The organism is Streptomyces sp. NPDC046860 (assembly GCF_040645115.1).
In the GTDB taxonomy this organism is placed as follows: Bacteria; Actinomycetota; Actinomycetes; order Streptomycetales; family Streptomycetaceae; genus Streptomyces.
The window spans coordinates 17192-40305 of the sequence record NZ_JBEYXQ010000002.1; the positions used below are offsets into that span (position 1 = coordinate 17192).

Annotated in this window: 19 protein-coding genes; 12 read left to right on the plus strand and 7 right to left on the minus strand. The window is 75.3% G+C overall.

Features of this window, described 5'->3' with window-relative positions; genetic code table 11:
* The first annotated feature begins 70 nt into the window (after nt 1-70).
* The 5 genes from ABZ898_RS03530 (at nt 71) to ABZ898_RS03550 (ending at nt 5373) form a co-directional block, all read left to right on the plus strand.
* On the plus strand, nt 71-724 hold the full coding sequence (locus ABZ898_RS03530; RefSeq protein WP_361652327.1) for a phosphatase PAP2 family protein: 654 nt from the start codon (nt 71-73) through the stop codon (nt 722-724).
* A gap of 10 nt (nt 725-734) precedes the next feature.
* Nucleotides 735-1445, plus strand: a complete 711-nt coding sequence (locus ABZ898_RS03535; RefSeq protein WP_361652329.1) for an HAD-IA family hydrolase — start codon at nt 735-737, stop codon at nt 1443-1445.
* Nucleotides 1446-1559: 114 nt separating this feature from the next.
* Nucleotides 1560-2267 (plus strand): helix-turn-helix domain-containing protein, encoded by a 708-nt coding sequence (locus tag ABZ898_RS03540; protein WP_361652331.1) that lies wholly within the window; start codon nt 1560-1562, stop codon nt 2265-2267.
* Between the two features lie 285 nt (nt 2268-2552).
* Nucleotides 2553-3893 (plus strand): NAD(P)-binding protein, encoded by a 1341-nt coding sequence (locus ABZ898_RS03545; RefSeq protein WP_361652333.1) that lies wholly within the window; start codon nt 2553-2555, stop codon nt 3891-3893.
* A 136-nt stretch (nt 3894-4029) separates the two neighbouring features.
* The gene (locus ABZ898_RS03550; protein ID WP_361652335.1) at nt 4030-5373 is read left to right on the plus strand and encodes a nucleobase:cation symporter-2 family protein; all 1344 of its coding nucleotides are present in this window, start codon (nt 4030-4032) and stop codon (nt 5371-5373) included.
* Nucleotides 5374-5411: 38 nt separating this feature from the next.
* Here ABZ898_RS03550 and ABZ898_RS03555 read toward each other — a convergent pair whose 3' ends face one another.
* The 3 genes from ABZ898_RS03555 to ABZ898_RS03565 all read right to left on the minus strand — a co-directional run bounded on the left by ABZ898_RS03555 (nt 5412) and on the right by ABZ898_RS03565 (nt 11243).
* Nucleotides 5412-9782 (minus strand): cation-translocating P-type ATPase, encoded by a 4371-nt coding sequence (locus ABZ898_RS03555; protein WP_361652337.1) that lies wholly within the window; start codon nt 9780-9782, stop codon nt 5412-5414.
* 9 nt (nt 9783-9791) lie between these two features.
* The gene (locus tag ABZ898_RS03560; protein ID WP_361652339.1) at nt 9792-10310 is read right to left on the minus strand and encodes a hypothetical protein; all 519 of its coding nucleotides are present in this window, start codon (nt 10308-10310) and stop codon (nt 9792-9794) included.
* Nucleotides 10311-10481: 171 nt separating this feature from the next.
* Nucleotides 10482-11243: a PaaX domain-containing protein, C- domain protein gene (locus tag ABZ898_RS03565; RefSeq protein ID WP_361652341.1), complete on the minus strand. Its 762-nt coding sequence runs from the start codon at nt 11241-11243 to the stop codon at nt 10482-10484.
* A 65-nt stretch (nt 11244-11308) separates the two neighbouring features.
* Here ABZ898_RS03565 and ABZ898_RS03570 point away from each other — a divergent pair, with 65 nt between their 5' ends.
* The gene (locus ABZ898_RS03570) at nt 11309-12967 is read left to right on the plus strand and encodes a DNA alkylation response protein (RefSeq protein ID WP_361652343.1); all 1659 of its coding nucleotides are present in this window, start codon (nt 11309-11311) and stop codon (nt 12965-12967) included.
* Nucleotides 12968-12998: 31 nt separating this feature from the next.
* Here the strand turns inward: ABZ898_RS03570 and ABZ898_RS03575 are convergent, their stop codons facing one another.
* Nucleotides 12999-13586, minus strand: a complete 588-nt coding sequence (locus ABZ898_RS03575) for a hypothetical protein (protein WP_361652345.1) — start codon at nt 13584-13586, stop codon at nt 12999-13001.
* 204 nt (nt 13587-13790) lie between these two features.
* Between ABZ898_RS03575 and ABZ898_RS03580 the strand changes: the two genes are divergently transcribed.
* Nucleotides 13791-14876: an exo-alpha-sialidase gene (locus tag ABZ898_RS03580; RefSeq protein WP_361653094.1), complete on the plus strand. Its 1086-nt coding sequence runs from the start codon at nt 13791-13793 to the stop codon at nt 14874-14876.
* 90 nt (nt 14877-14966) lie between these two features.
* On the opposite strand, the gene ABZ898_RS03585 is transcribed toward ABZ898_RS03580, so the two are convergent.
* On the minus strand, nt 14967-15644 hold the full coding sequence (locus ABZ898_RS03585) for a uracil-DNA glycosylase (RefSeq protein ID WP_361652347.1): 678 nt from the start codon (nt 15642-15644) through the stop codon (nt 14967-14969).
* Between the two features lie 125 nt (nt 15645-15769).
* Between ABZ898_RS03585 and ABZ898_RS03590 the strand changes: the two genes are divergently transcribed.
* Nucleotides 15770-16777, plus strand: a complete 1008-nt coding sequence (locus ABZ898_RS03590; protein WP_361652349.1) for a BadF/BadG/BcrA/BcrD ATPase family protein — start codon at nt 15770-15772, stop codon at nt 16775-16777.
* Nucleotides 16778-16929: 152 nt separating this feature from the next.
* Nucleotides 16930-17850, plus strand: a complete 921-nt coding sequence (locus ABZ898_RS03595) for a hypothetical protein (RefSeq protein WP_361652351.1) — start codon at nt 16930-16932, stop codon at nt 17848-17850.
* Between the two features lie 143 nt (nt 17851-17993).
* Here ABZ898_RS03595 and ABZ898_RS03600 read toward each other — a convergent pair whose 3' ends face one another.
* Nucleotides 17994-19487 (minus strand): FUSC family protein, encoded by a 1494-nt coding sequence (locus ABZ898_RS03600; RefSeq protein WP_361652353.1) that lies wholly within the window; start codon nt 19485-19487, stop codon nt 17994-17996.
* 261 nt (nt 19488-19748) lie between these two features.
* On the opposite strand from ABZ898_RS03600, the gene ABZ898_RS03605 reads away from it, so the two are divergent.
* Complete coding sequence (locus tag ABZ898_RS03605) at nt 19749-20228, plus strand: Lrp/AsnC family transcriptional regulator (protein WP_361652355.1); 480 nt, start codon at nt 19749-19751, stop codon at nt 20226-20228.
* A gap of 63 nt (nt 20229-20291) precedes the next feature.
* A complete protein-coding gene (locus tag ABZ898_RS03610) occupies nt 20292-21776 on the plus strand; it encodes an MFS transporter (protein ID WP_361652357.1) in 1485 nt (494 codons plus the stop codon).
* Between the two features lie 63 nt (nt 21777-21839).
* On the opposite strand, the gene ABZ898_RS03615 is transcribed toward ABZ898_RS03610, so the two are convergent.
* Entirely contained in the window at nt 21840-22586 is a 747-nt protein-coding gene (locus ABZ898_RS03615) for a LysR family substrate-binding domain-containing protein (protein WP_361652359.1), read from the minus strand.
* A gap of 58 nt (nt 22587-22644) precedes the next feature.
* On the opposite strand from ABZ898_RS03615, the gene ABZ898_RS03620 reads away from it, so the two are divergent.
* Nucleotides 22645-23037 (plus strand): DUF5997 family protein, encoded by a 393-nt coding sequence (locus tag ABZ898_RS03620; protein WP_361652361.1) that lies wholly within the window; start codon nt 22645-22647, stop codon nt 23035-23037.
* The last annotated feature ends 77 nt before the right edge of the window (nt 23038-23114 follow it).

Here is a 23114-nt window from a genome sequence, read left to right on the forward strand (position 1 = left end):
GACCCGGTCGAGCGCGGCCGGCGCAGCGTAGGACGCCACCGGGCCCGCGTCGACGAGGATGCCCCTCCCCATGCGCCACCAGATCCCCCGTTCCGCCCTTCTCGCCACAGCCGCCCTCGCCTTCTCCTCCGCCCTCCTGCTCACGCTGGTCGCGGTCGAGTGGGGCCCGCTCTTCGCGCTGGACGAGGACATCGCCCGCACCACCCACCGCTGGGCGGTGCGGCAGCGCGGTCTCACCCAGGTCTTCCGGGTGCTGACCGACTGGGTGTGGGACCCGGTGACCATGCGGCTGCTGTGCGCCGGGGTCGCTCTGTGGCTGTTGTGGCGTGCGGGGGCCTGGTGGACGGCGTTGTGGCTGGTGCTCACGTGCGGGGTGGCGGCGGTGGCGCAGCAGGGGGTGAAGGCGGCCGTCGCCCGGCCCCGGCCGGTCTGGCCCGATCCGGTGGACAGCGCGCGGTACTCCGCGTTCCCGTCCGGGCACGCCATGACGGCCACCGTGGTGTGCGGGCTGCTGCTGTGGCTGATCCACCGTCATGGCCTACGCGGTGTTCGCTGGTGGGCGGCGGTCGCGGTGTCCGTAGTCTCGGTGGCCGGGGTCGGCCTGACGCGGGTGTGGCTGGGGGTGCACTGGTTCTCGGACGTGCTCGGCGGCTGGCTGTTCGGAGCCCTGCTGGTCGCGGGCGCGGTGCTGATCTCCGAGCGGCGACGGGGCAGGCGGGAGTAGGGTCCGGCCCATGACCGCCGTGCTGTTCGACTTCTCGGGCACGCTCTTCCGTGTCGAGTCCACCGAGTCCTGGCTGCGGGGCGCCCTCGTGTCGGCCGGCCTGACGCTGCCCGAGCCCCGGCTCGTCCGGGCGGCGGCCGCGCTGGAGGCGGCGGGCGCGCTGCCGGGCGGGGCCGAACCCGATGCCGTACCGGAGACGCTGAGCGGGGCGTGGGCCGCGCGGGACCTGGGCTCCGCCGAGCACCGGGCCGCGTACACGGGGCTGTCCCGGCGGGTTCCGCTGCCCGCGCCGGATCTGCACGACGTGCTGTACGACCGGCACATGACCCCGGCCGCCTGGGCGCCTTACCCCGACGCGCCTTATGTGCTGCGGGAGTTGCGCGGGCGCGGGATCGCGGTCGGGGTGGTCAGCAACATCGGCTGGGATCTGCGCCCGGTCTTCCGGGAGCACGGTCTCGACGCCTTCGTGGACGCGTACGTCCTGTCGTACGAGCACGGGGCGCGGAAGCCGGACCCCCGGCTGTTCGCCGTCGCCTGCGCGGAGTTGGGGGTCGAGCCCGAGGAGACCTTGATGGTCGGCGACAGCAGGGAGGCCGACGGCGGCGCGGCCGCGCTCGGCTGCCGGGTGCACTTCGTGGACCATCTGCCGGTGGCTGACCGGCCGGAGGCGCTGCTGCCGGTGCTGGATCTGATGGCGGGAGCGCGACTGCCGTCCGCCTGAGGCGCTCCCCCGCGGCGCTCAGACGAACGGCAGCACTGAGAAGGCCCCGCGGAACGCGGCGCCTCACTCCTTGAGTATAGTTGGCTGACAGCCAGTCAACGCAGGAGTTTCGAAATGTCCCCGCGCAGCGCCTCGGTCAACGAAGAGTTGCGGCGGCGTTCGCGCGAGCGGCTCCTGCAGGCGGCGGTGGAGCTGGTGGACGAGCGCGGGTTCGAGGCGACCACCCTGGGCGACATCGCGGACCGCGCGGGTTCGGCGCGCGGACTGGTCTCGTACTACTTCCCCGGCAAGCGCCAGCTCGTACAGTCCGCCGTGCACCGGCTGATGCACCGCACGCTTCAGGAGGCGCTGGAGCGGGAGCCGCGCACCGAGGACGGCCGGGAGCGGCTGGCCCGTGCCATAGACGCGATCCTCGGGCTCGCGCGGGAGCGGCCGGTGCTCATGCGCCAGCACATGTCGGGCCTGCTGCTCGCGGAGGGCTTCGTACAGTGCCCGGAGCAGCGGCGGCTCTCGGAACTGCTCGGCGACACGGTCGCCCGCTGCGGCTCGGACGACGTCGCGGCCGACTATCCGATGCTGCGGGCGCTGCTGATGGGCGCGGTGTACGCGGCGCTGGTGCCGGGGGTGCCGATGCCCGTGCCGGTGCTGCGCGCGGAGCTGTTCGAGCGGTACGGACTCGACGGCGGGCTGGGCGCACCGCCGGGCAGCGGCACGGACGCCGGACCGGCGCGAGGCGACCTCTCCCGCTTCTTCGCCACGGACGAGCGGACGGACGGGCCGACCGACGAAGGGACAGGAGAGCGGGGCGGGTCGCCCTCCTAGGGCCTTTCTTCCGGATCAGGCCGGCTCGGGCCGACGGTGCCTTCGGGCCGACCCGAGCGGGGTCTGGTGCGTGCGGCTGCAAGGCGGAGGAGGGCGTCGACGCGGAGCGTCGGCAACCGACGACAACGCGGCAGACGTGCGTGCCAGGGCCCGCGACCCCGGCAAGATCCGGAAGACAGGCCCTAGCCGCCCGGCCGGCCGCACCCCCCTGCCGACCGGCGTCCCCGGTGCGATGCTGGACCCCTCAGGGCTGTCTCCCGAGACCCCCGGGGTGAGGAGTGCGCCGTGCTGCGGGTCGCCGTCGTCGGCTCCGGACCGAGCGGGTGCTACACCGCGCAGAACCTGGTGGAGCGCCATCCGGACGTGCGTGTGGACGTGCTGGACCGGCTGCCGGCGCCCTTCGGTCTGGTGCGCTACGGCGTCGCCCCGGACCACGAGAAGATCAAGTCGCTCCAGTCGAGCCTGCGCTCGGTGCTCGAGCATGACCGCGTCAGGTTCCTCGGCGGGGTCGGGGTGGGCGGCCCGGACGGGGTGCCGGCGGAACGCCTGCGGGAGCTGTACCACGCGGTGGTGTACTGCGTGGGCGCGGCGGCCGGCCGCCCCCTGGGCATCCCCGGCGAGGACCTGCCGGGCAGCTGGTCGGCGTCGGAGTTCGTGTCCTGGTACAGCGCGCATCCGGACGCGGCCGACGAGGGTTTCCTGCGCGAGGTGCGCTCGGCCGTGGTCATCGGGGTCGGCAACGTGGCCGTGGACGTGACGCGGATGCTGATGCGCGGCGCGGCCGAGCTGCACGGGACGGACATGCCGCAGGCGGCGCTGGAGACACTGACCGGGGGCGGCGTCCACGAGGTGCTCATGGCAGGCCGGCGTGGGCCCACGCAGGCCAGGTTCACCACCAAGGAGCTGCGTGAGCTGGGCGGTCTGCCCGGTGTCGGGGTCTCGGTCGATCCGGCGGAACTGGGACTCGATCCCTCCTTCGCGGACCTCTCCGCGCTCCCCGCCGCCCGGCGCCGCAACGCCGAGGTGCTGCGCGACTGGGCCGCCGCCCCTCCCCCGGACACCGGGCGGACCATCCGGCTGCGGTTCTTCCTGCGGCCGGTGGAGGTGCTGGAGGCGGACGGCCGGGTCGGCGGGGTGCGGTTCGAGCGGACCGTTCCGGACGGTCAGGGCGGGGTGCGGGGCACCGGGGTGTACGAGGACGTGCCCGCGCAGCTGGTGCTCCGCTCGGTGGGGTACCGCGGGATGCCGCCCGAGGGGCTGCCGTCCGACCCGGTGACCGGGACGGTGCCGCATCTGGCGGGCCGGGTGCTGCGGGACGGCGTGCCCGTGCCGGGCGAGTACGTGGCCGGGTGGATCAAGCGCGGCCCGACCGGTGTCATCGGCAGCAACCGCTCCTGCGCCAAGGAGACGGTGACCTCACTGCTGGAGGACGCCCCCGCTCTGGAAGCCCGTGAGGTGCCCCGGGACCCGCTTCCGGGACTGCGGGCGGCGGGCGCGGACCCCGTTCTCTGGCCGGGCTGGCTGGCGATCGAGCGCGCGGAGGCGGAGCTGGGCGCGAGCCTGGGCCGCAACCCGGTCAAGCTGGCCGACTGGGACGCGCTGCGGGCGGCGGCGCGCCCGGAGTAGCGCGGCGGGGAGTGTTCCCGCTGTTCACGTGGGCATGACACACAGCGGCAACGCCCCGGAAATCAACATTCTGTTCAAGGCCCCTACGGTCGCGGATGTCCGGTTGCCGCTCCCCGCCCGCCGCTCAGGAGACCCCATGGCCACGACCGCAGAAGAAGTGCACCCCGTCGACGCGATACCCCCGCTGCGACAGCTCTCGGCCTTCGCGCTCCAGCATGTGCTGGCCATGTACGCGGGGGCCGTGGCGGTGCCCCTGATCGTGGGCGGCGCGCTGCGCCTCCCGCCCGCCGGCCTGGCGTATCTGATCACCGCCGACCTGCTGGTGTGCGGGGTGGCGACCCTGATCCAGTGCGTCGGGTTCTGGCGGTTCGGCGTACGGCTGCCGATCATGCAGGGGTGCACCTTCGCGGCCGTCTCGCCGATGGTGCTGATCGGCACGACGGGCGGTGGACTGCCCGCGGTCTACGGCTCGGTGATCGTCGCGGGGCTCGCGATCGTGCTGCTCGCGCCGGTCTTCGGCCGGCTGCTGCGGTTCTTCCCGCCGCTGGTCACCGGCACGGTGGTCCTGATCATCGGCGTCTCCCTGCTGCCGGTCGCCGGGAACTGGGCGGCGGGCGGCGTGGGCGCGAAGGACTTCGGGGCGCCCCGGAACCTGGCGCTGGCCGCGTTCGTGCTGGCGGTGGTGCTGGGCGTGCAGCGGTTCGCCCCGGCGTTCCTGGCCCGGGTGGCCGTGCTGACCGGCATCGTGGCGGGCCTGGCCGTGGCGGTGCCGTTCGGCTTCACGGACTTCGGCGGAGTCGCGGACGCGGACTGGGTGGGGATCAGCACCCCGTTCCACTTCGGGGCACCGGAGTTCCGGCTGTCGGCCATCGCGTCGATGCTGGTGGTGGCGTTGGTGACGATGACCGAGACCACCGGTGACCTGATCGCGGTGGGCGAGATGACCGGGCGCGAGGTCGAGCCGCGTCCGCTGGCGGACGGACTGCGCGCGGACGGCCTGTCGACGGTGCTGGGCGGGGTGTTCAACACCTTCCCGTACACGGCGTACGCGCAGAACGTGGGCCTGGTCGGCATGACGCGGGTGCGCAGCCGCTGGGTGGTGGCCGCGGCGGGCGGTCTGCTCGTGCTGCTCGGGCTGCTGCCCAAGCTGGGGGCGGTGGTCGCGGCCGTGCCGGTGCCGGTGCTCGGCGGGGCGGGCCTGGTGATGTTCGGGACCGTCGCGGCCAGCGGTCTGCGCACGCTCGCGGCGGTGGACTTCCGGGGCGGCCACAACCTCACCGTCGTGGCGGTGTCGGTGGCGGTCGGCCTGCTCCCGGTGGGCGTGCCCGCGGTGTACGCGAAGTTCCCCGACTGGTTCCAGACGGTCATGAACAGCGGGATCAGCGCGGGCTGTCTGACCGCGATCGCGCTGAACCTGCTGTTCAACCACCTGCCCGAGCGCGCGGCCCGGAAGCGGGCGGTGCTCGCCGAGGGTGTCTAGCGCGCGAGGCCGCTCCGGGTGTCGCGGCGTCCTGCGGATCAGGTCGGCAGGCCCGAGCCCCGGTCCTCCATCGGCACCATCCCGGCGACGATCTCCTCCAGCCGGGGCAGGGCGCGCTGTCCGGCCAGCGCGAGGCCGATCGCCAGGGCGACGCCGGCCCAGGCCAGCGGGCCCAGCGGGGTGCAGTCGACCAGTCGGCTGACACCGGGGGTCTGGATCACGGCGACGAGGACCGCGCCGGAGCCGAGGGCGGTGACCCGGACCAGGGTGCTGTCCCGGCGGTCGAGGAGGGTCTGCGCGAGCTGGGTGCCGACCACTCCGCACAGGGCCATGGTCGCGGCCCGGCGGGGGCTGCCCGGTGTGGCCCGGCCGATGAGCCAGGCCGTGACGGCGCCCAGCGCGGTGGTGAGGGCGCGATGCCGGATCTGCCGGATCAGGGGCGCGCCCAGCACTTCGCCCGCCACGTCCTCGGGGGACGCGGTGCGGACGCGTGCCTCGGTGTCGTCGCCGCCCTTCGGGGTCACGGCCACCGCCATGGCCGGGAACAGGTCGGTGAAGAGGTTGACCAGCAGCATCTGCCGGGTGGACAGCGGGGCGGTGCCCGAGACCAGGGTGCCGAGGATGCCGAAGGCGACCTCGCCCGCGTTGCCGCCGATGAGGATGGCGATGGCGTCGGCGACGCTGTGCCACAGCGAGCGTCCTTCGCCGATGGCGTCGATGAGGACGGTCAGGTCGTCGTCGGTGAGGACGATGTCGGCGGCGTTGCGCGCGGCGGCCGAGCCCCGCGCGCTGATGCCGACGCCGATGTCGGCGGCGCGGATCGCGGCGGCGTCGTTGGCGCCGTCACCGACCATGCCGACGACCCGGCCCGCGTCCCTGAGCGCCTCCACGACCTGGAGCTTCTGCTCGGGCGCGACGCGGGCCACGACTCCGGCGTCCCGCAGCATGCGGGCCCTGGTGCGCCGGTCGGCCGCGGCCAGCTCGTCCCCGGTGACCACCTCGGTGTCCTCCGGCCAGCCCAGTTCACGGGCGATGGCGCGGGCGGTCTGGGGGTGGTCGCCGGTGAGCATGACCGGCCGTACGCCCTCCTCGTAGAGACCGCGTACCAGCGCCTCGGAGGTCTCGCGGGGCACGTCGGACAGGGCCACCAGGCCGGTGAACTCCAGCCCGCCCAGGGGTGCCTGGAGGGCGTCGGACTCGCTCTCGTCCGCGCCGAGGCGCCGGGAGGCCACGGCGAGGACGCGCAGTCCGGCACCGGCCAGGACGTGCGCGGTGTCGTCCGCACGGTCGGACAGGTCGGCGCAGCCGGGCAGCACGGTCTCGGGGGCGCCCTTGACCACCAGGGTGCGGGGACCGTCGCCCGCGCGGCCCACGGCGGCGGCGTAGCCCCGCCCGGCCTCGAAGGACAGGCCGGCGAGCTGGGTCCACACCGGGTCGGGCGGGGCGGCGTCGATGACGGCCTCGTCGGTGGCGTGCACCGGGCGCCCGGAGCCGTTCACGCGGGGGCAGGCCCGCGCCGCACGGCGCAGGGTGGCCGCGGGTCCCGCCTCGCCGGCGTCACCGGCCGCCCACTGGTCGCCCGCGGCGTCGGAGACGCGGACGACGCGGAGCCGGTTCTCGGTGAGGGTGCCGGTCTTGTCGAAGCAGATGGTGTCGACGCGGCCCAGCGCCTCCAGGGTGCGCGGGGTGCGGACGAGGACGCCGTCGCGGCTGAGTCTGCGGGCGGCGGCGAGCTGGGCGACGGTGGCGACCAGCGGCAGCCCCTCGGGGACGGCGGCGACGGCGACGGCCACGCCGCCGCTGACCGCCTCGCGCACCGGGGTGCCGCGCAGCAGGGCCAGGCCGGTCACGGCGGCGCCGCCCGCCAGGGTCAGCGGGAGCGCCTTGCGGGTGAGTTCCTGCAGCCGGGCCTGCACGCCCGCCGCCGGGGGCGTACGGGCGGCGAGGTGGACGGCGCGGGCGGCCTCGGTGCGCTCGCCGGTGTCGACGACGACGGCGTGGCCGGTGCCCGCGACGACGGTGGTGCCCTCGAAGACCATGCAGTGCCGGTCGGCGACGGCCGCGTGCGGGGTGGCCGCGACGTGCTTGTGCACCGGCAGGGACTCACCGGTCAGCGCGGACTCGTCCACCTCCAGGCCGTCCTGCCACAGCAGGCGGGCGTCGGCGGGCACCACGTCGTCGCCCTTCAGCTCGATCACGTCACCGGGCAGCAGTTGTCCGGCGTCCACGGTGCGGGTGCCGCCCGCGGGGGCCTCCTCCGGCGGCGGCGCGACCCGCGCCTTGCGCTGCTGGTCGGCGTGCAGCCCGGACAGCGCCCGCTCGGCGCGCAGCCGCTGCACCCCGCCGACGAGGGCGTTCAGGTCGAGGGCGCCGACGACGAGCAGGGCGTCCACGACCGAGCCGAGGATGGCGGAGGCGGCCGAGCCGACCGCCAGGACGGGGGTGAGCGGATCGTCCAGCTCGCCGCGCACGGCCTGGCCGAGCTGCCAGCTGAAGCGGGCGGGGGCGAGCGCGGGGACGTGCGCGATCCGGCCGGCCGTCTTACGGACGGCGGTGACGGCCCGTTCCAGGGGGCCGGGTTCCGGGGGCGCCTCGCGGTCCAGCCGTTCCACGGCCTCGTCGGGGTCGAGTTCGTGCCAGCGCACGCGCGCGTGCGGGTGCGGGGCGCGGGCGGCGGCCACCCCGAGCGCGGCCCAGACGCCGTACGCGAGCGCGGTGAACGCGGCGGTGTCGACGGGCGCGTGGCGCAGTCCGGGCAGCACCGAGCGCCGGCCGCGGCCGCGCCGCGCCTCGCCGACGGCCACCAGGAGGCCGGAGAGCGCGGCGCCGGAGCGGGCCAGGATCTGGCCCCGGCCGCCGACGGTGCGGGCGGCGGGGATGGCGGTGAGCAGCCGCCACACGTCGGGGAGTCCGTGCGGGGCGAGGATGTCGGCGCCCCAGACGACGGCGCCCTCCCGGTCGGTGAGCACGACGGCGATGTCGGCGGCCTCCAGCCCGGCGAGGACGTCGCTCTCCTGGGCGGCGCGCGGCCGGGCGACCGTGATGACGACGCGCTCGTCCCCGTCGTCGTCCTCGTCCTCGGCGCGGACGTCCAGCTCGCCGCGCAGGGCGTGGACGACGTCGTCCAGCGGTCTTCTGGCGTCGATCACCTGGTCGGCGAGCCCGGTGAAGTCCTCCAGGGCGGGGTCGTCCACGAGGACGACGCGCAGCCGGGCCCGGCGGGCCGCGTCGAGCACGGCCTCGGTCCACGGGTCGGGCAGCCCCTCGTCGGTGCGCAGCGCGCTCGGGTGCAGCAGGAGAGTCCCGGCCATCTCCAGCTGTCTGAGCCGTTCCGGGTCGCGGACCAGAACGTCGGCGCGGGCCAGCGAGGTGCCGAGGACGGCGTGGAAGGCGGCGGGGGCGTACCGGGCGGCCTTGGGCGAGCCGGAGAGGGCGGCCTCGGCGGCGGAGTTCAGGTTCCGCTTGACCAGCAGCGCGGCCGCCGCGCCGAGCACGCTGCCCGCCGAGGCGTGCGCCGCGTACACCTGGGCCGGGGACTCGCGCAGCGCGGGGCGCGGGGAGTCGGTGGGGGCGACGCTGACGCGCTCGGGTCCGCACAGCTCGTCGTGCAGGGCGTCGAAGGCGGCGGCGCGGGCCATGGTCTCGGTGAGCTGGAGGGAGCGCAGGGTGCCGTCGAGCACGAGCGAGGTGGGGGTCTGCCCGGCGGCGTGCACGATCGCGTTGGCACTCGCCAGGAGGAGGTCCATGCGGGCGGCGCCGAGGCGGGCGCGCAGCAGGGCGCGGACGCGGGGGTTCTCGCGCAGCAGGGTGACCAGGGCGGTGAGCGCGCGGGGCGAGGGGGGCAGCCGCAGGGCGTAGCCGGTGAGGGCGCCCGCGATGCCGATCAGGTCGACGCCGAGGGTGGTGGCGGCGGCGCGCACTCCGGCCGGGTCGGCGGGGTGGACGTGTTCCTCGGGGTCGCCGCCGGTGACGAGCAGTCCCTCGCGGACGGCGAGTTCGGCGGCGTGGTCCACCACCTGGTCGCCTACGGCGTCCTCGGTCATGGTGACGACCAGGCGGGCGAGGCCCTCGTCCCAGTAGGCGAGGAGCACGTCGGGCCGGTCGGCGAGCGCGGCGGCGATCCGGCGGCCCAGGTGGGCGCGGCCGCCGCCGTCGGCCACGCGGACCGGTTCGGCGGTGCGCAGCGGGAGGTGGAGCCGGGCGCCGGAGCGCCAGTGGGCGGGGCCGCCGGGCAGCGCGGTGCGGGCGACCCGCGTCACGCGTACGGCGGCGTCCGCGCCGCGCACCCCGGCGCGGGCGGTGCCCGCGGCGGCGCCGGCCGCCGCGCCGATCAGGGGCGCGGCGGCCTCGGCGAGGAGCCTGGGCAGGCGGGCGGCGGCGAGGGGCGCGGTCAGGAGGTGGAGGACCATGCGGGGCCGTCAGAGGCTGGTGCGTTCGGGGCGCGCGGTCGGGCCGAGCTGCCCGGTGGCGCCCTTGCTCTGCTTGCCGGCCTTGGCCTGCTTGCCGTGCTTCTTGTGCGCGGACTCCGGGTGCGCGGAGGCGGTGTCCGTGGCCTTGACCGGGCCCGGCGGCTCGGGGTGTTCGGCGTGCAGGGCGGCCTCGCCGACCTCGGCCTCGCTCGCGGGGGCGGGCTCGTCGGGCCGGGCCCGCGGTGTCTCCTCGGTGCCGTCGTGGCTGTGGGCGGGGCGGGGCTGGGTCAGCCAGGCGATCGCGGCCCCGGTCAGCGCCACGGGCCACTCCACGACCCCGGCGACGCCGAGCACGCCCGCCCCGGTGTACACCAGGAGGCGTCTGCCTCTGGGCGAGACCGCGCCGACCATGTCGAGGGTGTCGTGGGCCGCCTTGGAGACCATGGACGCGCCGGGCACCTTGTTCAGGACGCAGGCGGCGCCGCGCAGGGGCGCGGTGAGGACCGACGACGACGTGTGCTCAGCCATGACTCTCCTCGGGCGAGATCGCCTGCCGTGCCCCGCCCCGTGCCCGGAAGCACGCGCACGCTGGTCACCCCCTCCACTCCCAGGAGACGACAGGCCCCGGGCCCTCGCCACTCGGCCCGCCCGCCCGGACCAGTGCGGTGCGTCGCCCCGGCCAGGGGCGTCGGGCAGGCTTTACGCCCCGGCCGGCAGCCCGACCGACGCGGCCAGTTCCCGCTGGTATCCGGCGTAGGCGGCGCGCAGGTCGTCACCGGGCCGGCCTGCGGGGAGGAGGGGTGCGGGCAGGACCGGGTCGGTGAGCAGGTGGCGGACCACGGCCGCGTAGACGGTGAGACGGTCGGCCGGGTGGGAGGCGGCCGCGGCCCGGTCGAGCAGGGTGCGCGCGTCGGCGGCCCAGGCGACGGTGGGCCACAGCCGGGCGGCGAGTCCGGCGGCGGGCTCGTCGGGGCGGGCGGTGCAGGTCAGGGCCACCTCGGACAGTTCACCGGGCAGCGTCCGGACGAGGTTGGCGGGGCGGAGCCAGACACCCTCGCGCAGTTCGGCCAGGCGGAGCGCCGTCAGCCGGGAGCGCAGCTCGGCGCGTTCGGCGGGGCCGCGCCCGGTGGCCGTGATCACGACCATCTCCCAGTCGCCGTCCCACGCGCGCGTGCGCGGCCGCAGCGCCTCGTCCTGGCGGCGCTGCCGGTCCAGCAGCCGGTCGCTGAGTCCGTACACGGCGTCGGTGCGCCGGAGGTCGCCCGCGGCCACCATGCGGCTGAGCGCGGCCCTCAGCGTGGAGCCGCCCACGCCGAACGGTTCGACCAGCCGGACCAGTTCCCGCACCGGCAGCCGGGGCGGATGCGCGCCGAGCAGCAGGCTCAGGACGACCGACCGCGCGGACAACGGCCTGGTCACGGGTCCGGCGCCGCTCTGCTCGGCCGGCGGATGGGTGCGCATGGGCACGTACTGTACGTGCGGCGATCGATGTTGCGTCATTGCTACAACCGTAGAGGGAGTGCAACATGGGCTCCATGGTCCCGATGCCCGAGCAGTCGCCGTCCGCCACCCACGACGTCACCAACCAGCCGCCGCCGCTGGCTCCCTACGACGCCTCCGCCGACCCCGCCCTGCTGGAGGGGCTGCGCCGGGAGGGCGCCGGATGGGCCGAGGACGGCATCCGGCGGCTGGGGCTGCGCGCGGGCGGCGCCGAGGCGCAGGAGTGGGGCGAGCTGGCCAACCGGCACGAGCCGGAGCTGCGCACCCACGACCGCTACGGCAACCGCGTCGACGAGGTCGAGTTCCACCCGAGCTGGCACCACCTGATACGCACCGCCGTCGCCGAGGGCCTGGCCGGCACCCCGTGGGCGGAGGACCGCGTCGGGGCGCACGTGGCCCGCACGGCGGGCGGCCTGGTCTGGGGGCACACCGAGGCCGGACACGGCTGTCCGACCTCGATGACGTACGCCGCCGTCCCCGCCCTGCGCGCCCAGCCGGACCTGGCCAAGGTGTACGAGCCGCTGCTGACCGGCCGGGAGTACGACCCGGGGTTGCGCGTGCCCACAGAGAAGCGGGGTCTGCTCGCCGGGATGGGCATGACGGAGAAGCAGGGCGGCTCCGACGTCCGCACCAACACCACGATGGCGACACCGACCGGCGAGCCCGGCGTGTACACGCTGCGCGGGCACAAGTGGTTCACCTCGGCGCCGATGTGCGACGTGTTCCTGGTGCTGGCACAGGCTCCGGGCGGGCTCTCCTGCTTCCTGGTGCCGCGCGTGCTGCCGGACGGCAGCCGCAACACCTTCCGCATCCAGCGCCTGAAGGACAAGCTGGGCAACCGCTCCAACGCGTCCTCCGAGCCGGAGTTCGACCGCACGGTGGCCTGGCTGGTCGGGCCGGAGGGGCGCGGGGTGAAGACCATCATCGAGATGGTCAACTGCACCCGGCTGGACTGCGTGATGTCCTCGGCGACCCTGATGCGCAAGACGCTGGTGGAGGCGGGCCACCACGCCCGCCACCGCAGCGCGTTCGGCGCGAGGCTGTTCGACCAGCCGCTGATGCGCAACGTCCTGGCGGACCTGGCGCTGGAGTCGGAGGCGGCGACGACGCTCACCCTGCGGCTCGCGGGGGCGGCGGACCGGGCGGTGCGCGGCGACGAGGGCGAGCGGGCGTTCCGGCGGATCGCCACCGCCGTGGGCAAGTACTGGGTCACCAAGCGGGGCCCGGCGTTCACCGCCGAGGCTCTGGAATGCCTGGGCGGCAACGGCTACGTCGAGGACTCCGGGATGCCCCGGCACTACCGGGAGGCGCCGCTGCTGTCGATCTGGGAGGGCTCGGGCAACGTCAACGCCCTCGACGTGCTGCGGGCGCTGGCCCGGGAGCCGGAGAGCGCCGAGTCGCTGTTCGGCGAACTCGCCCTCGCGCGCGGGGCCGACGCCCGCCTGGACGCGACCGCGGCCTCGCTGAAGCGGGAGCTGGCCGGGGCGGACGAACTGAGCGCGCGCCGGGTGGTCGAGCGGATGGCGCTGGCCCTCCAGGCGTCCCTCCTGGTCCGGCACGCCCCGCCCGCGGTCGCCGACGCCTTCTGCGCGACCCGGCTGGGCGGCGACTGGGGCCACGCCTTCGGCACGCTTCCCGCCGGTGCGGACCTGGACGCGGTGCTCGCACGCTCGCTGCCCGCCTGAACCGGGCGGGCCCTCGTTCCGGGGCAGGCCCTCACCCCGTCCTGCGTCCCCACCGCGGTCCGAGCCTCGCCCACTCGGCGTCCCAGAGGGCGAGGCGGCGGCGCTCCAGCCGGGCCAGCAGGAGGCGGCCCCCGGCGAAGGGGACGGCGGCGGCGCCCGCACCCGTCAGGGTGCCGATGAAGGCGGCGCGGACGGCGGCCTCGGACGCGGTGGCCGGCCTGGTGACGAGGCGTCCGCGCCCGTCGGTCCAGACGGCGACCGGTGCGCCGGTCTCCGCGCCGGGCGCGACCCGGATCTCGCCGGTGCGGAGCGAGCCGTCGGACCCCGTCCAGCGGACCCGCGCCCAGACCCGTTCGCCGCTGGAGCTGCGGGACCCGGAACGGCCGGGGGCGCGCGAGACGACGTAGGCGACCATCGGATGCCAGGTGGCGCGCTCGTGGGCGAGGCCGTGCTCGACCGACCGCGCGGCCGCCAGTCCGGCCACGGTCCCGGCGAGCAGGGTCAGCAGCCAGAGGCCGAGCAGCACCCACCCCTCCACCATGTCGGCACGGCGCCGCAGCGGGCCGCGCCGGAACCGCCACAGCCACACACGCCGAACACGGAACGCCTTCAAGGTCATCCTCCTCACGAGCGCGCCGGCAGGGCCGGACCGCCTTCCGGTACGGACGCCCGGCCTCCGTTGCTCACACTCCGCCGTGACCTGCGACGACGGCCGCGCTCGCGGTGACTGTCAGTGCCGGGGTGCAGACTGGGCGGAATCGGAGATCGCCGCGTCCGAAGGCGGTGCGGCAGAGTGGACGACGACGTCCCGGAGGTGGTCGGCATGACCGAGGTACTGCTCGCCGTGGGTACGCGCAAGGGCCTGTTCATCGGCAGACGGCGCGGCGGCGCCTGGGAGTTCGACGACGGCCCCCGGTTCAACGCCCAGGCGGTCTACGCGGTCGCCATCGACACGCGCGAGGGCAGGCCCCGGCTGCTGGCCAGCGGCGACAGCGCGCACTGGGGGCCCTCGGTGTTCCACTCCGACGACCTGGGCCGCACCTGGTCCGAACCGGCCCGGCCGGCCGTCCGGTTCCCCAAGGACACGGGCGCCTCGCTGGAGCGGGTGTGGCAGCTGCACCCGGCCGCCGCCGAGCCCGGCGTGGTGTACGCGGGTACCGAACCGGCCGCGCTGTACCGCTCCGAGGACCGCGGGGAGAGCTTCGAGCTGGTGCGTCCGCTGTGGGAGCACCCGACCCGCTCCCGCTGGGTGCCCGGCGGTGGCGGCGAGGGGCTGCACACGGTGCTGACCGACGCCCGCGATCCGGACGCGGTGACGGTGGCGGTCTCCACGGCCGGGGTGTTCCGCACGACGGACGGCGGCGAGAGCTGGGCCCCGTCGAACTCCGGGGTGTCCGCCGTCTTCCTGCCCGACCCCGACCCGGAGTTCGGCCAGTGCGTGCACAAGGTCGCCCGGGACGCGGCGGACCCGGACCGCCTGTATCTGCAGAACCACTGGGGCGTGTACCGCAGCGACGACGCGGGCGCCCACTGGAGCGACATCGGCGACGGCCTGCCGTCGACCTTCGGCTTCGCGGTGGCCGCCCATCCGCACCGGGGCGGCACGGCGTACGTCTTCCCGATCAACGCCGACGCCGACCGGGTGCCCGCCGACCGCCGCTGCCGGGTGTTCCGCACCTCCGACGCCGGCAAGAGCTGGGAGCCGCTCTCCGAGGGGCTGCCCCAGGAGGAGCACTACGGCACCGTGCTGCGCGACGCCCTGTGCACCGACGACGCCGACCCGGCCGGCGTCTACTTCGGCAACCGCAACGGCGAGGTGTACGCCTCCGCCGACGACGGCGACACATGGCGGCAGCTCGCGAGCCATCTGCCGGACGTGCTGTGCGTGCGGGCGGCGGTGGTGGGCTGACGACCGGCGCGCGGACCGCGCCGGGGGCGGACGGCGGCGGGGGCGGACAGCGGCGGCGCCCGGCGCCCCGGCGGCGCGGCGCCCCGGCGGCTAGGGGAGGCGCCAGTCCACGGGCTCGGCGCCCAGGCCGGTCAGCGCCTCGTTGGCGCGGCTGAACGGGCGGGAGCCGAAGAAGCCCCGGTCCGCCGACATGGGTGACGGGTGCGCCGACTCGATCGCCGGATGGTCGCCGAGCAGGGGCCGCAGGTTGCGGGCGTCGCGGCCCCACAGGATGGACACCAGCGGCTTGCCGCGTGCGGCGAGCGCGCGGATGGCCTGCTCGGTGACCTCTTCCCAGCCCTTGCCGCGATGGGCGGCGGGCTTGCGGGGCGCCGTGGTCAGGGCCCTGTTCAGCAGCAGGACACCCTGGGAGGTCCAGGGGGTCAGGTCGCCGTTCGACGGCCGGGGCAGGCCCAGGTCGGTGTTCAGCTCCCGGTAGATGTTCTCCAGGCTGCCGGGCAGCGACCGCACCTCCGGAGCCACCGCGAAGCTCAGCCCGATCGCCATGCCCGGTGTCGGATACGGGTCCTGACCGACGATCAGGACGCGTACGTCGTCGAAGGGCTGCTGGAAGGCCCGCAGGACGTTCGCCCCGGACGGGAGATAGGTCCGGCCCGCCGCCACCTCGGCACGCAGGAAGTCCCCCATGGCCGTGATGCGGTCGGCCACCGGGTCCAGGGCCTTCGCCCAGCCGGCCTCTACAAGTTCGTTCAACGGTCGTCGTGCCACGTCAAGTCACTCTACTGGCCCCCACTGACAACGCCCGAACGGCTGTGGAACGACCGGCACGCACTCCCCGGCCCGCTACCCTTCCCCCCGTCCCGCAGGCGCTCCGACGAGGTGGGGGAAGCCCGTTGTTCCCGAACAGCACGGCGGCCGGCCCGGCCGTCCCCGGTTACCTCGCGGTCGACTCCGGGGGCTCCGGTCTGCGCGTGGCCGTGGGGGCGTTCGGCGGCGCGCCGCCCGCACAGGGCAGGTCCTCGACACCCGTACGGACCGGGGACCGGGGCATCGACCCGGCTCATCTGCTGGAACTGGTCGTGCCGTTGGCGCGGACGCTCGCGGCGGAGGCCGGGGTGGACGAGCTGACCACGGCCGTGGTCGGCGCCGCCGGGTTCGCCACCCTGGGCGCCGCCCTGCGCGCCGAACTGCCCGGCGCGCTCGCCGGGGAGCTGGGCGTGGGCACCGTCGGGCTCGCCGCCGACGCGGTCACCGCGTACATCGGCGCCCTCGGAGCGCGCCCGGGTGCCGCGCTCGCTGCGGGCACCGGGCTCATCGCCATCGGCACGGACCTGCGGAGCTGGCGGCGCGCGGACGGCTGGGGCCATCTGCTGGGCGACTGCGGAGGCGGCGCCTGGATCGGCCGGGCCGGTCTGGAGGCGGCGCTGCGCGCCCACGACGGCCGGGCGGGCGGCTCCGCGCCGCTGCTGGAGCGGGCGCGGGAGCGGTTCGGGCCGCCGCCCGAGCTGCCCGGACTGGTCTATCCCCGGCCGGACCGTGCCGCCCTGCTCGCCTCCTTCGCTCCGGAGGTCGCCGCCTGCGCCCCGGACGACCCGGCGGCCACCGGCATCCTGCGGGCCGCCGCCCGGCACATGGCCGAGTCGGTCGCCGCCGCGTGCCCGGAATCCGGGGAACCGGAAGTCGCCTGCACCGGCGGCCTGTTGAACCTGGGCGAGCCCCTTCTCTCCTTTCTGCGCGAGGAGTTGGCCCGACAGGTACCGCACGCCCGAACGGCGACGGCCCAGGGCGATCCGCTGCACGGCTGTGTCCGGCTGGCGTCCGGGCTGGCCGCGGGCGACGCCGTCTGGCCCGAGGACCCGCGCCTGCTGTGCGTGACGGACGCGAGGAAGAGAGCGACATAAGGGGAATCGGGCCCAGCCGCTCCCCAACTGCCTGATAGTGGGCCGGATCAGCCACCCCATGTACGCAACTCATCCGACAAAACCGGACGGATACCGCTCACCTGCACCCTCCCCGAACAGGGGAGCCCTGGAAACCAGTAACATGCGGCGCCATGAGCTCCCCCACTGGACCCGAGTCCGGCCTGCCAGTACGAATGCCGCGACCCCGCCAGCCCGGACGGCACCGCCGTCCGGAGCCGCTGGTGGCTCCCGAGGACGCGCCCGCGTTCGTCCTCGCGGTGCCCGGTGCGCCCAGCGCCGCCACGCGCAGCCTCGCCGAGGAGGTCGTGAGCATCGCGCGCTCCGAGCTGCCCGGCCTCGACGCGCGGATCGGTTACCTGGACGGGGACGACAAGGAATTCCCGAGCCTGCGCGCCGTCCTCGCGGGCGCCTCCGAGGAGCGCACCGCCCGCCACGAGCAGGCGGTCGCCGCCGGTTCCGACGCCAAGGCGCCCGACGGCCCGGTGGCCGTGGTCGTACCGCTGCTGGCCGGCCCCGACAACGCCCTGCTGCGGCAGACCCGCCAGGCCGTGATGGACAGCCGGGTCGCCGCCGAGCTGACCGATGTCCTCGGCCCGCACCCGCTGCTGGCCGAGGGGCTGCACGTGCGGCTGTCGGAGGCGGGCCTGGCCCGCGCCGACCGGGCGCGCCTGTTCACGGTGGCCACGGCGGCGGACGGGATCATCCTGGCGTCCGTGGGGGGCGAGGAGGCCGTGCAGGCCGCCGGCATCACCGGCATGCTGCTCGCCGCGCGCCTGGCCGTGCCGGTGATGGCCGCCGCGCTGGACCAGGACGGCTCGATCGCCTCCATCGCCGAGCAGCTGCGCAACTCGGGTTCGCAGCAGCTCGCGCTGGCTCCGTACCTGATCGGCCCGGAGATCGACACGGCGCTGCTGACGGCCGCCGCCGAGGAGGTCGACTGCGCCACCTCCGAGGCGCTCGGCGCCTACCCGGCGATCGGCAAGCTGGCCCTCGCCAAGTACACGGCCGCCCTGGGCATCGCCCAGCAGCCGCAGGGCGCGCCCGCGTTCTAGGGAAGCCCGGCTCCACGCACACACAGAAGGGCCCGCTCCGGTTCGTACCGGAGCGGGCCCTTCCGTGCTCTTCCCGCCGGAGCGGGCCGCGGCGGCTCAGGGGCGCGGGCGACCGCCCGACGAGCCGCCCCGCGTCCGCGCTCTCAGGCCCCCACCAGCCGGGACGGTGCCGCGGCACCCCGGAGGGGTTCCGCCAGGTCGGCCAGGGCGTGCTCCAGGCCGTGCAGGTGGACCAGAGCCGGTTCCACGGGCATCCCGGCGGGCCGGTGCAGCGGTCCGGAGCCCCCGTCCGTGAGCGCCTCCACCGCGGCCTCCACCCGCCAGCAGGCGGCGGCCAGGCGGGCGTCGTGGGACGCCTCGGGGTCCGCGGCGACGGCCACCAGTCCGCGGACCTCGCGGGCACAGTCGTCCAGCAGGGCGAGGACGCTGCGGGCCCGCCGCTTGCGGCCCACCAGGGGGTTCAGCGGATGCACCAGCGGCGCGACGGACATCCGCACCCGGCCGAGCAGCTGCTCGAGCTCGGCCACCCGGGGCGCCGGATCGGCGGTGTCCGACCCGGCCAGCCGGGCGGCCGCCTCCGCCGTGCAGGCGTGCACACAGCGCAGCGCGCGCTGGATCCACGTGTCGGTGGTGGCGTGGGTCGTCACCGGCAGCACAAACAGCACGGCGAGCATCGCGCCGGCCGCGCCGACCGCCGTCTCGGCCACGCGCAGCGCGAGCAGGGACGGGGTGAGGACGCCGAGCAGGCCGTAGAGGACCTCGGCCAGCAGGGTCACGCAGAGCATCATCCAGGTGTAGGAGACGGCCGCCGAATAGAAGATGCCGAAGACGGCGACCGCGACGAGCACCAGTGACGGCACGACGGCCCCGTCGAGCGGCAGCGCGACGAGCAGCCCGAGGCCGATCCCGAGGACCGTGCCGAGGACGCGCCGGAACCCGCGGACCAGCGTCTCGCCGCGCGAGGCGGTGTTGACGAAGACCCACCAGGTCGCGCCCACGGCCCAGTACCAGCGCTGCCCCGAGAGCAGTTGCCCGAGGACCAGGGCGAGACCGGCGCCCGCGACCGCCTGCAGGGCCTGGCGGGTGGTCACGCGGGCCAGGCCGGTGCCGCCCGGCGCCGCGGGGGCCGCCGGGGCGGGGCGCCCGCGCTCGTAGCACCACACCCCGAACCTGACCGCGGCGGCGGTCAGCACGGAGAGCAGGACGGCGGCGTACAGCTCGGGCAGCTGTGCCGGGGTGACGTGCAGGAACTGGCCGACGAAGAACATCATGAAGGCGAACACGCCGACGCTGTGGCCGCGCGGACCCCAGCGGCGCGCGTACACGCCCGCGCCGACCACCGCGAGGAAGGCGAGGTCGCGCGCGACCGGGTAGGCGTGCAGTTCGGCGGCGACGGCCAGCACCAGCACGCCGGTGACGGGCAGCAGGGCCGTGGTGACGGCCTGCCCGCGCACGGTGGCGTCGGCGACGGTGAACAGGGCGAGCAGCGCGGCGAGCCCGCCCGCGACCATGCCGGTCAGGGACTGGCCCAGCAGCCCGCACACCACGACGGCCAGGCCGATGCCGAGCACGGCCCGCGCGGCGAAGCGCAGCCGAGCCCGGCCCGGGTCCGGCGCCATGAACACCTTCTTCAGCACTACGCGTCCGCCCCCTAGTGGCCATCAGCACGAAAAAGGCGCCGCGGAATCCGCAGCGCCATCGACCCCCCTATGACAGCACCTCAGGTCCGTTTGGCTCAACAGCCTCCGATTTCTCTGCGCCATTGGCCCAGAAACGGCGGATCGGCGGAAGCGGTGGGCGGACCAACGGCCCAGCTCGCACAGGTCGGGCCCGGTGCGGGAGACTGGGCCATTGGTACAGTCACCGGCGGTCGACGAGGCACGAGGAGGCCGGACGCCATGGCCGTGGACGAGCTGGACACCCGCATCCTGCGGCTGCTGCTGGAGCAGCCGCGTACCAGCGTGCGCGAGTACGCCCGCGTCCTCGGCATCGCGCGGGGCACCCTGCAGGCCCGGCTGGACCGGATGGAGCGGGACGGGGTGATCACGGGCACGGGCCCCTCGCTGTCCCCCGCCGCGCTCGGCCATCCCGTCCTGGCGTTCGTGCACATCGAGGTCACGCAGGGCCATATGGACGATGTCGGAGAGGCGCTGGCGGCGGTCCCGGAGATCGTCGAGGCGTTCTCGACCACCGGCGGCGGGGACCTGCTGGCACGGGTGGTGGGCCGGGACAACGCCCATCTGGAGGACGTCATCCAGAAGCTGATCAGCGTGCCCGGCGTGGTGCGCACCCGCACCGAGGTGGCCCTGCGGGAACGGGTGCCGTTCCGGCTGCTGCCCCTGGTGGAGTCGGTCGGACGGTCCGCCGGCCGGGCCTGACCGGCGGGGACTCGGGCGCTTCCCCGTGGTGCGGGGTGCGCCGTCACTGCATAGCGTGACCTCATGACTACAGTCCAGACGAGTGCCGCCGCCGACCGACGGCGCTGGCAGGCGCTCGCGGTCTGTCTCGTGGCGGGCTTCATGACGCTGCTCGACAGCTCGATCGTGAACGTCGCCCTGCCCTCGATGGAGAACGGACTGGGCGCCGACGCGGCCGACGTGTCCTGGGTGGTGTCCGGTTACGCGCTCACCTTCGGCCTCGCCCTCGTCCCGGCGGGCCGCCTCGGCGACGTGCGCGGGCGCCGGGCGGCGTTCCTGTTCGGGCTCGCCCTGTTCACGGTCGCGTCGGTGGCGTGCGGGCTGGCGCCCAGCTCCGGGTGGCTGGTGGTGTTCCGGCTGGTGCAGGGCGCGGCCTCGGGCATCGTCGCACCGCAGACGACGGGACTGATCCAGCAGATGTTCCAGGGCGCGGAGCGGGCGCGCGCCTTCGGCATGCTCGGCAGCGTGGTCGGCATCTCGACCGCCGTCGGGCCCCCGGCGGGCGGCCTGCTGATCCAGGCGTTCGGCGTCGAGGACGGCTGGCGCTGGGTGTTCTACGTGAACCTGCCCATCGGTGTGGCCGCGTTCTTCGCGGCGCTGCGGCTGCTCCCCAGCACCCCGGCGGCGGAGAAGAAGCGCGAGGGCGCCGACCTGACGGGGGTCCTGCTGCTCGGCGCGGGCGTGCTGGCGCTGATGCTGCCGCTGGTGCAGGAGCAGCAGTGGACCGGTCGGCTGAAGTGGGCGCTGCTGCCTGTCGCGGCACTGCTGCTCGGGGCGTTCTGGCAGTGGGAACGGCGCCAGGGCCGGCGCGGACGCGGGCCGCTGATCGATCTGGAGCTGTTCTCCCTGCGGTCGTTCACCCTGGGAGTGCTGCTGAACCTGGTGTACTTCGGCGGCTTCACCACGGTGTTCTTCGTGTACACGCTGTACTTGCAGAACGGTCTCGGCTACGGCGCCCTCGCGGCGGGGCTGGCCTCGCTGCCGTTCGCCGTCGGTTCGGCGGCCGGGGCGGCGCTGGGCGGGAAGCTGGTGGTGCGGCACGGCCGCAAGCTGGTCGTCGTGGGCCTGGCCGGGGTGGCCGTGGGCCTGCTCGGCGTCATCGGCGCCGTGCAGCTCGTCCCGGGTTCCGGCGCCGCGTGGGCGGCCGCGCTGCCGCTGCTCCTGGCGGGGATCGGCTCCGGCGTGACGATCTCCCCCAACACGACGCTGACGCTCACCCGGGTCCCCGTCCGGCGGGCCGGGGCCGCGGGCGGCATCCTGGTCACCGCCCAGCGCATCGGGTCGGCGGCGGGTATCGCGGCGGTGGGCGCGGTCTACTTCGCCCACCTCGCCAACCACGGCACCTCGACCCGGGCGCTGCAGCTGGGTCTGCTGACGGCCGTGGGGATCATCCTGGTCGCGCTCGCCCTGGCCGTCGCCGACCTGCGGGAGCGGCAGACGCACGCGGAGGCGCCGCTGGGCGAGGGCCCGGCGCCGGAGCCGGTGGAACGGACGGCGTCGAAGGCGTGAGCGGCCCGCTCAGTACTTGCGACGTAAGGGGCCCGCTCAGGACTTGCGACGTGAGCGCCCCGGTCAGGACTTGCGGCGCGGCTTGCCCGGACGGCCGCCGGAGCGTCCGCGCGTGGGGCCGCCGGTGGGCTTTCCGCTCTTCTGCCGCGCACCGCCCTGGGCGGGCTTCTTCTTCTGCTGCTGGGGCTCCGGGGCGCTCGCGCGGCCCCGGCTGCTGTTGACGGTGCGGCCCCGGACGATGCCGATGAAGTCCTCCACCCGGTCGGTGGTGGCCTCCTCGGGCCAGGACAGCGCGATCTGGGAGCGCGGGGCGTCGACGACCGTGCGGTAGGTGAGGTCCTTGCGGTGGTAGAGCCGGGCCAGGGACTGCGGGACGATCAGCAGGCCGACATTGGCCGCGACGAGTTCCAGGGCGTCCGGGGTGGTGGCGGGCCGCTCGAAGCCGGGCTCACCGGGCGGGCCGTCCCAGTCGAAGACGTCGTCCAGCGGGTGGAACAGCACCTCGTCGGCGAGGTCGGCGAGGGTGACCTCCTCGGCCGCGGTGATCACGTGGTCCTTGGGGACGACGACCACGGTCTCCTCGGTGTACAAGGGGATCGCGCTGAAGAAGTCACGGTCGACGGGCAGGCGGACGAAGCCCGCGTCCGCCTCCCCCGCGCGCAGCAGGGCGTCGGCCTCGGCGGCGGGGACCTGGGTGAGGACGAGGGGGGTGCCGGGCAGGCGTTCGTTCCAGATCCGCACCCATTTGGCGGGGGTCACTCCGGGAACGTACGCGAGCCGGAACGACGGTGATTCTTCCGAGCCTGTCACCAGGCCAGGGTATCGGCCGTGGTCGGCTCGCACGCACGCGGCCGATACCCTTGACCTCATGAGTTCGCAGCAGAGCACCCAGACGATGAAGCCCGCCACCGCGGCGAAGAAGCTGGGTGTGTACCTCCCCGCCACCCCCGCCGCCTTCCAGGAGGGTGTGGTCTCGCGCGCGGAGCTGAACGAGCTCCAGACGAACCCGCCCGAGTGGCTGCGCGAGCTGCGGCAGAACGGCCCGCACCCGCGTCCCGTGGTCGCTGCCCGGCTGGGCGTGTCCATCGCCGGCCTGGCGCGCGGCGGTGTCACCGAGCCGCTGACCACCGAGCAGATCGAGGCGCTGCGCGAGGAGCGGCCCGAGTGGCTGGCGAAGGAGCGCGCCACCCAGGCCGAGGTCCGCAAGGAGACCGCCCGGGTCAAGAAGCTCCACGAGGAGAAGGAAGCCAAGAAGGGCTGACGCTCCGTAGTACGTCCTGACCAGCGCCCCCGGCCCGTCCGGGGGCGTTGTCAGTGGGCTCCTCTAGAGTTCCCGTC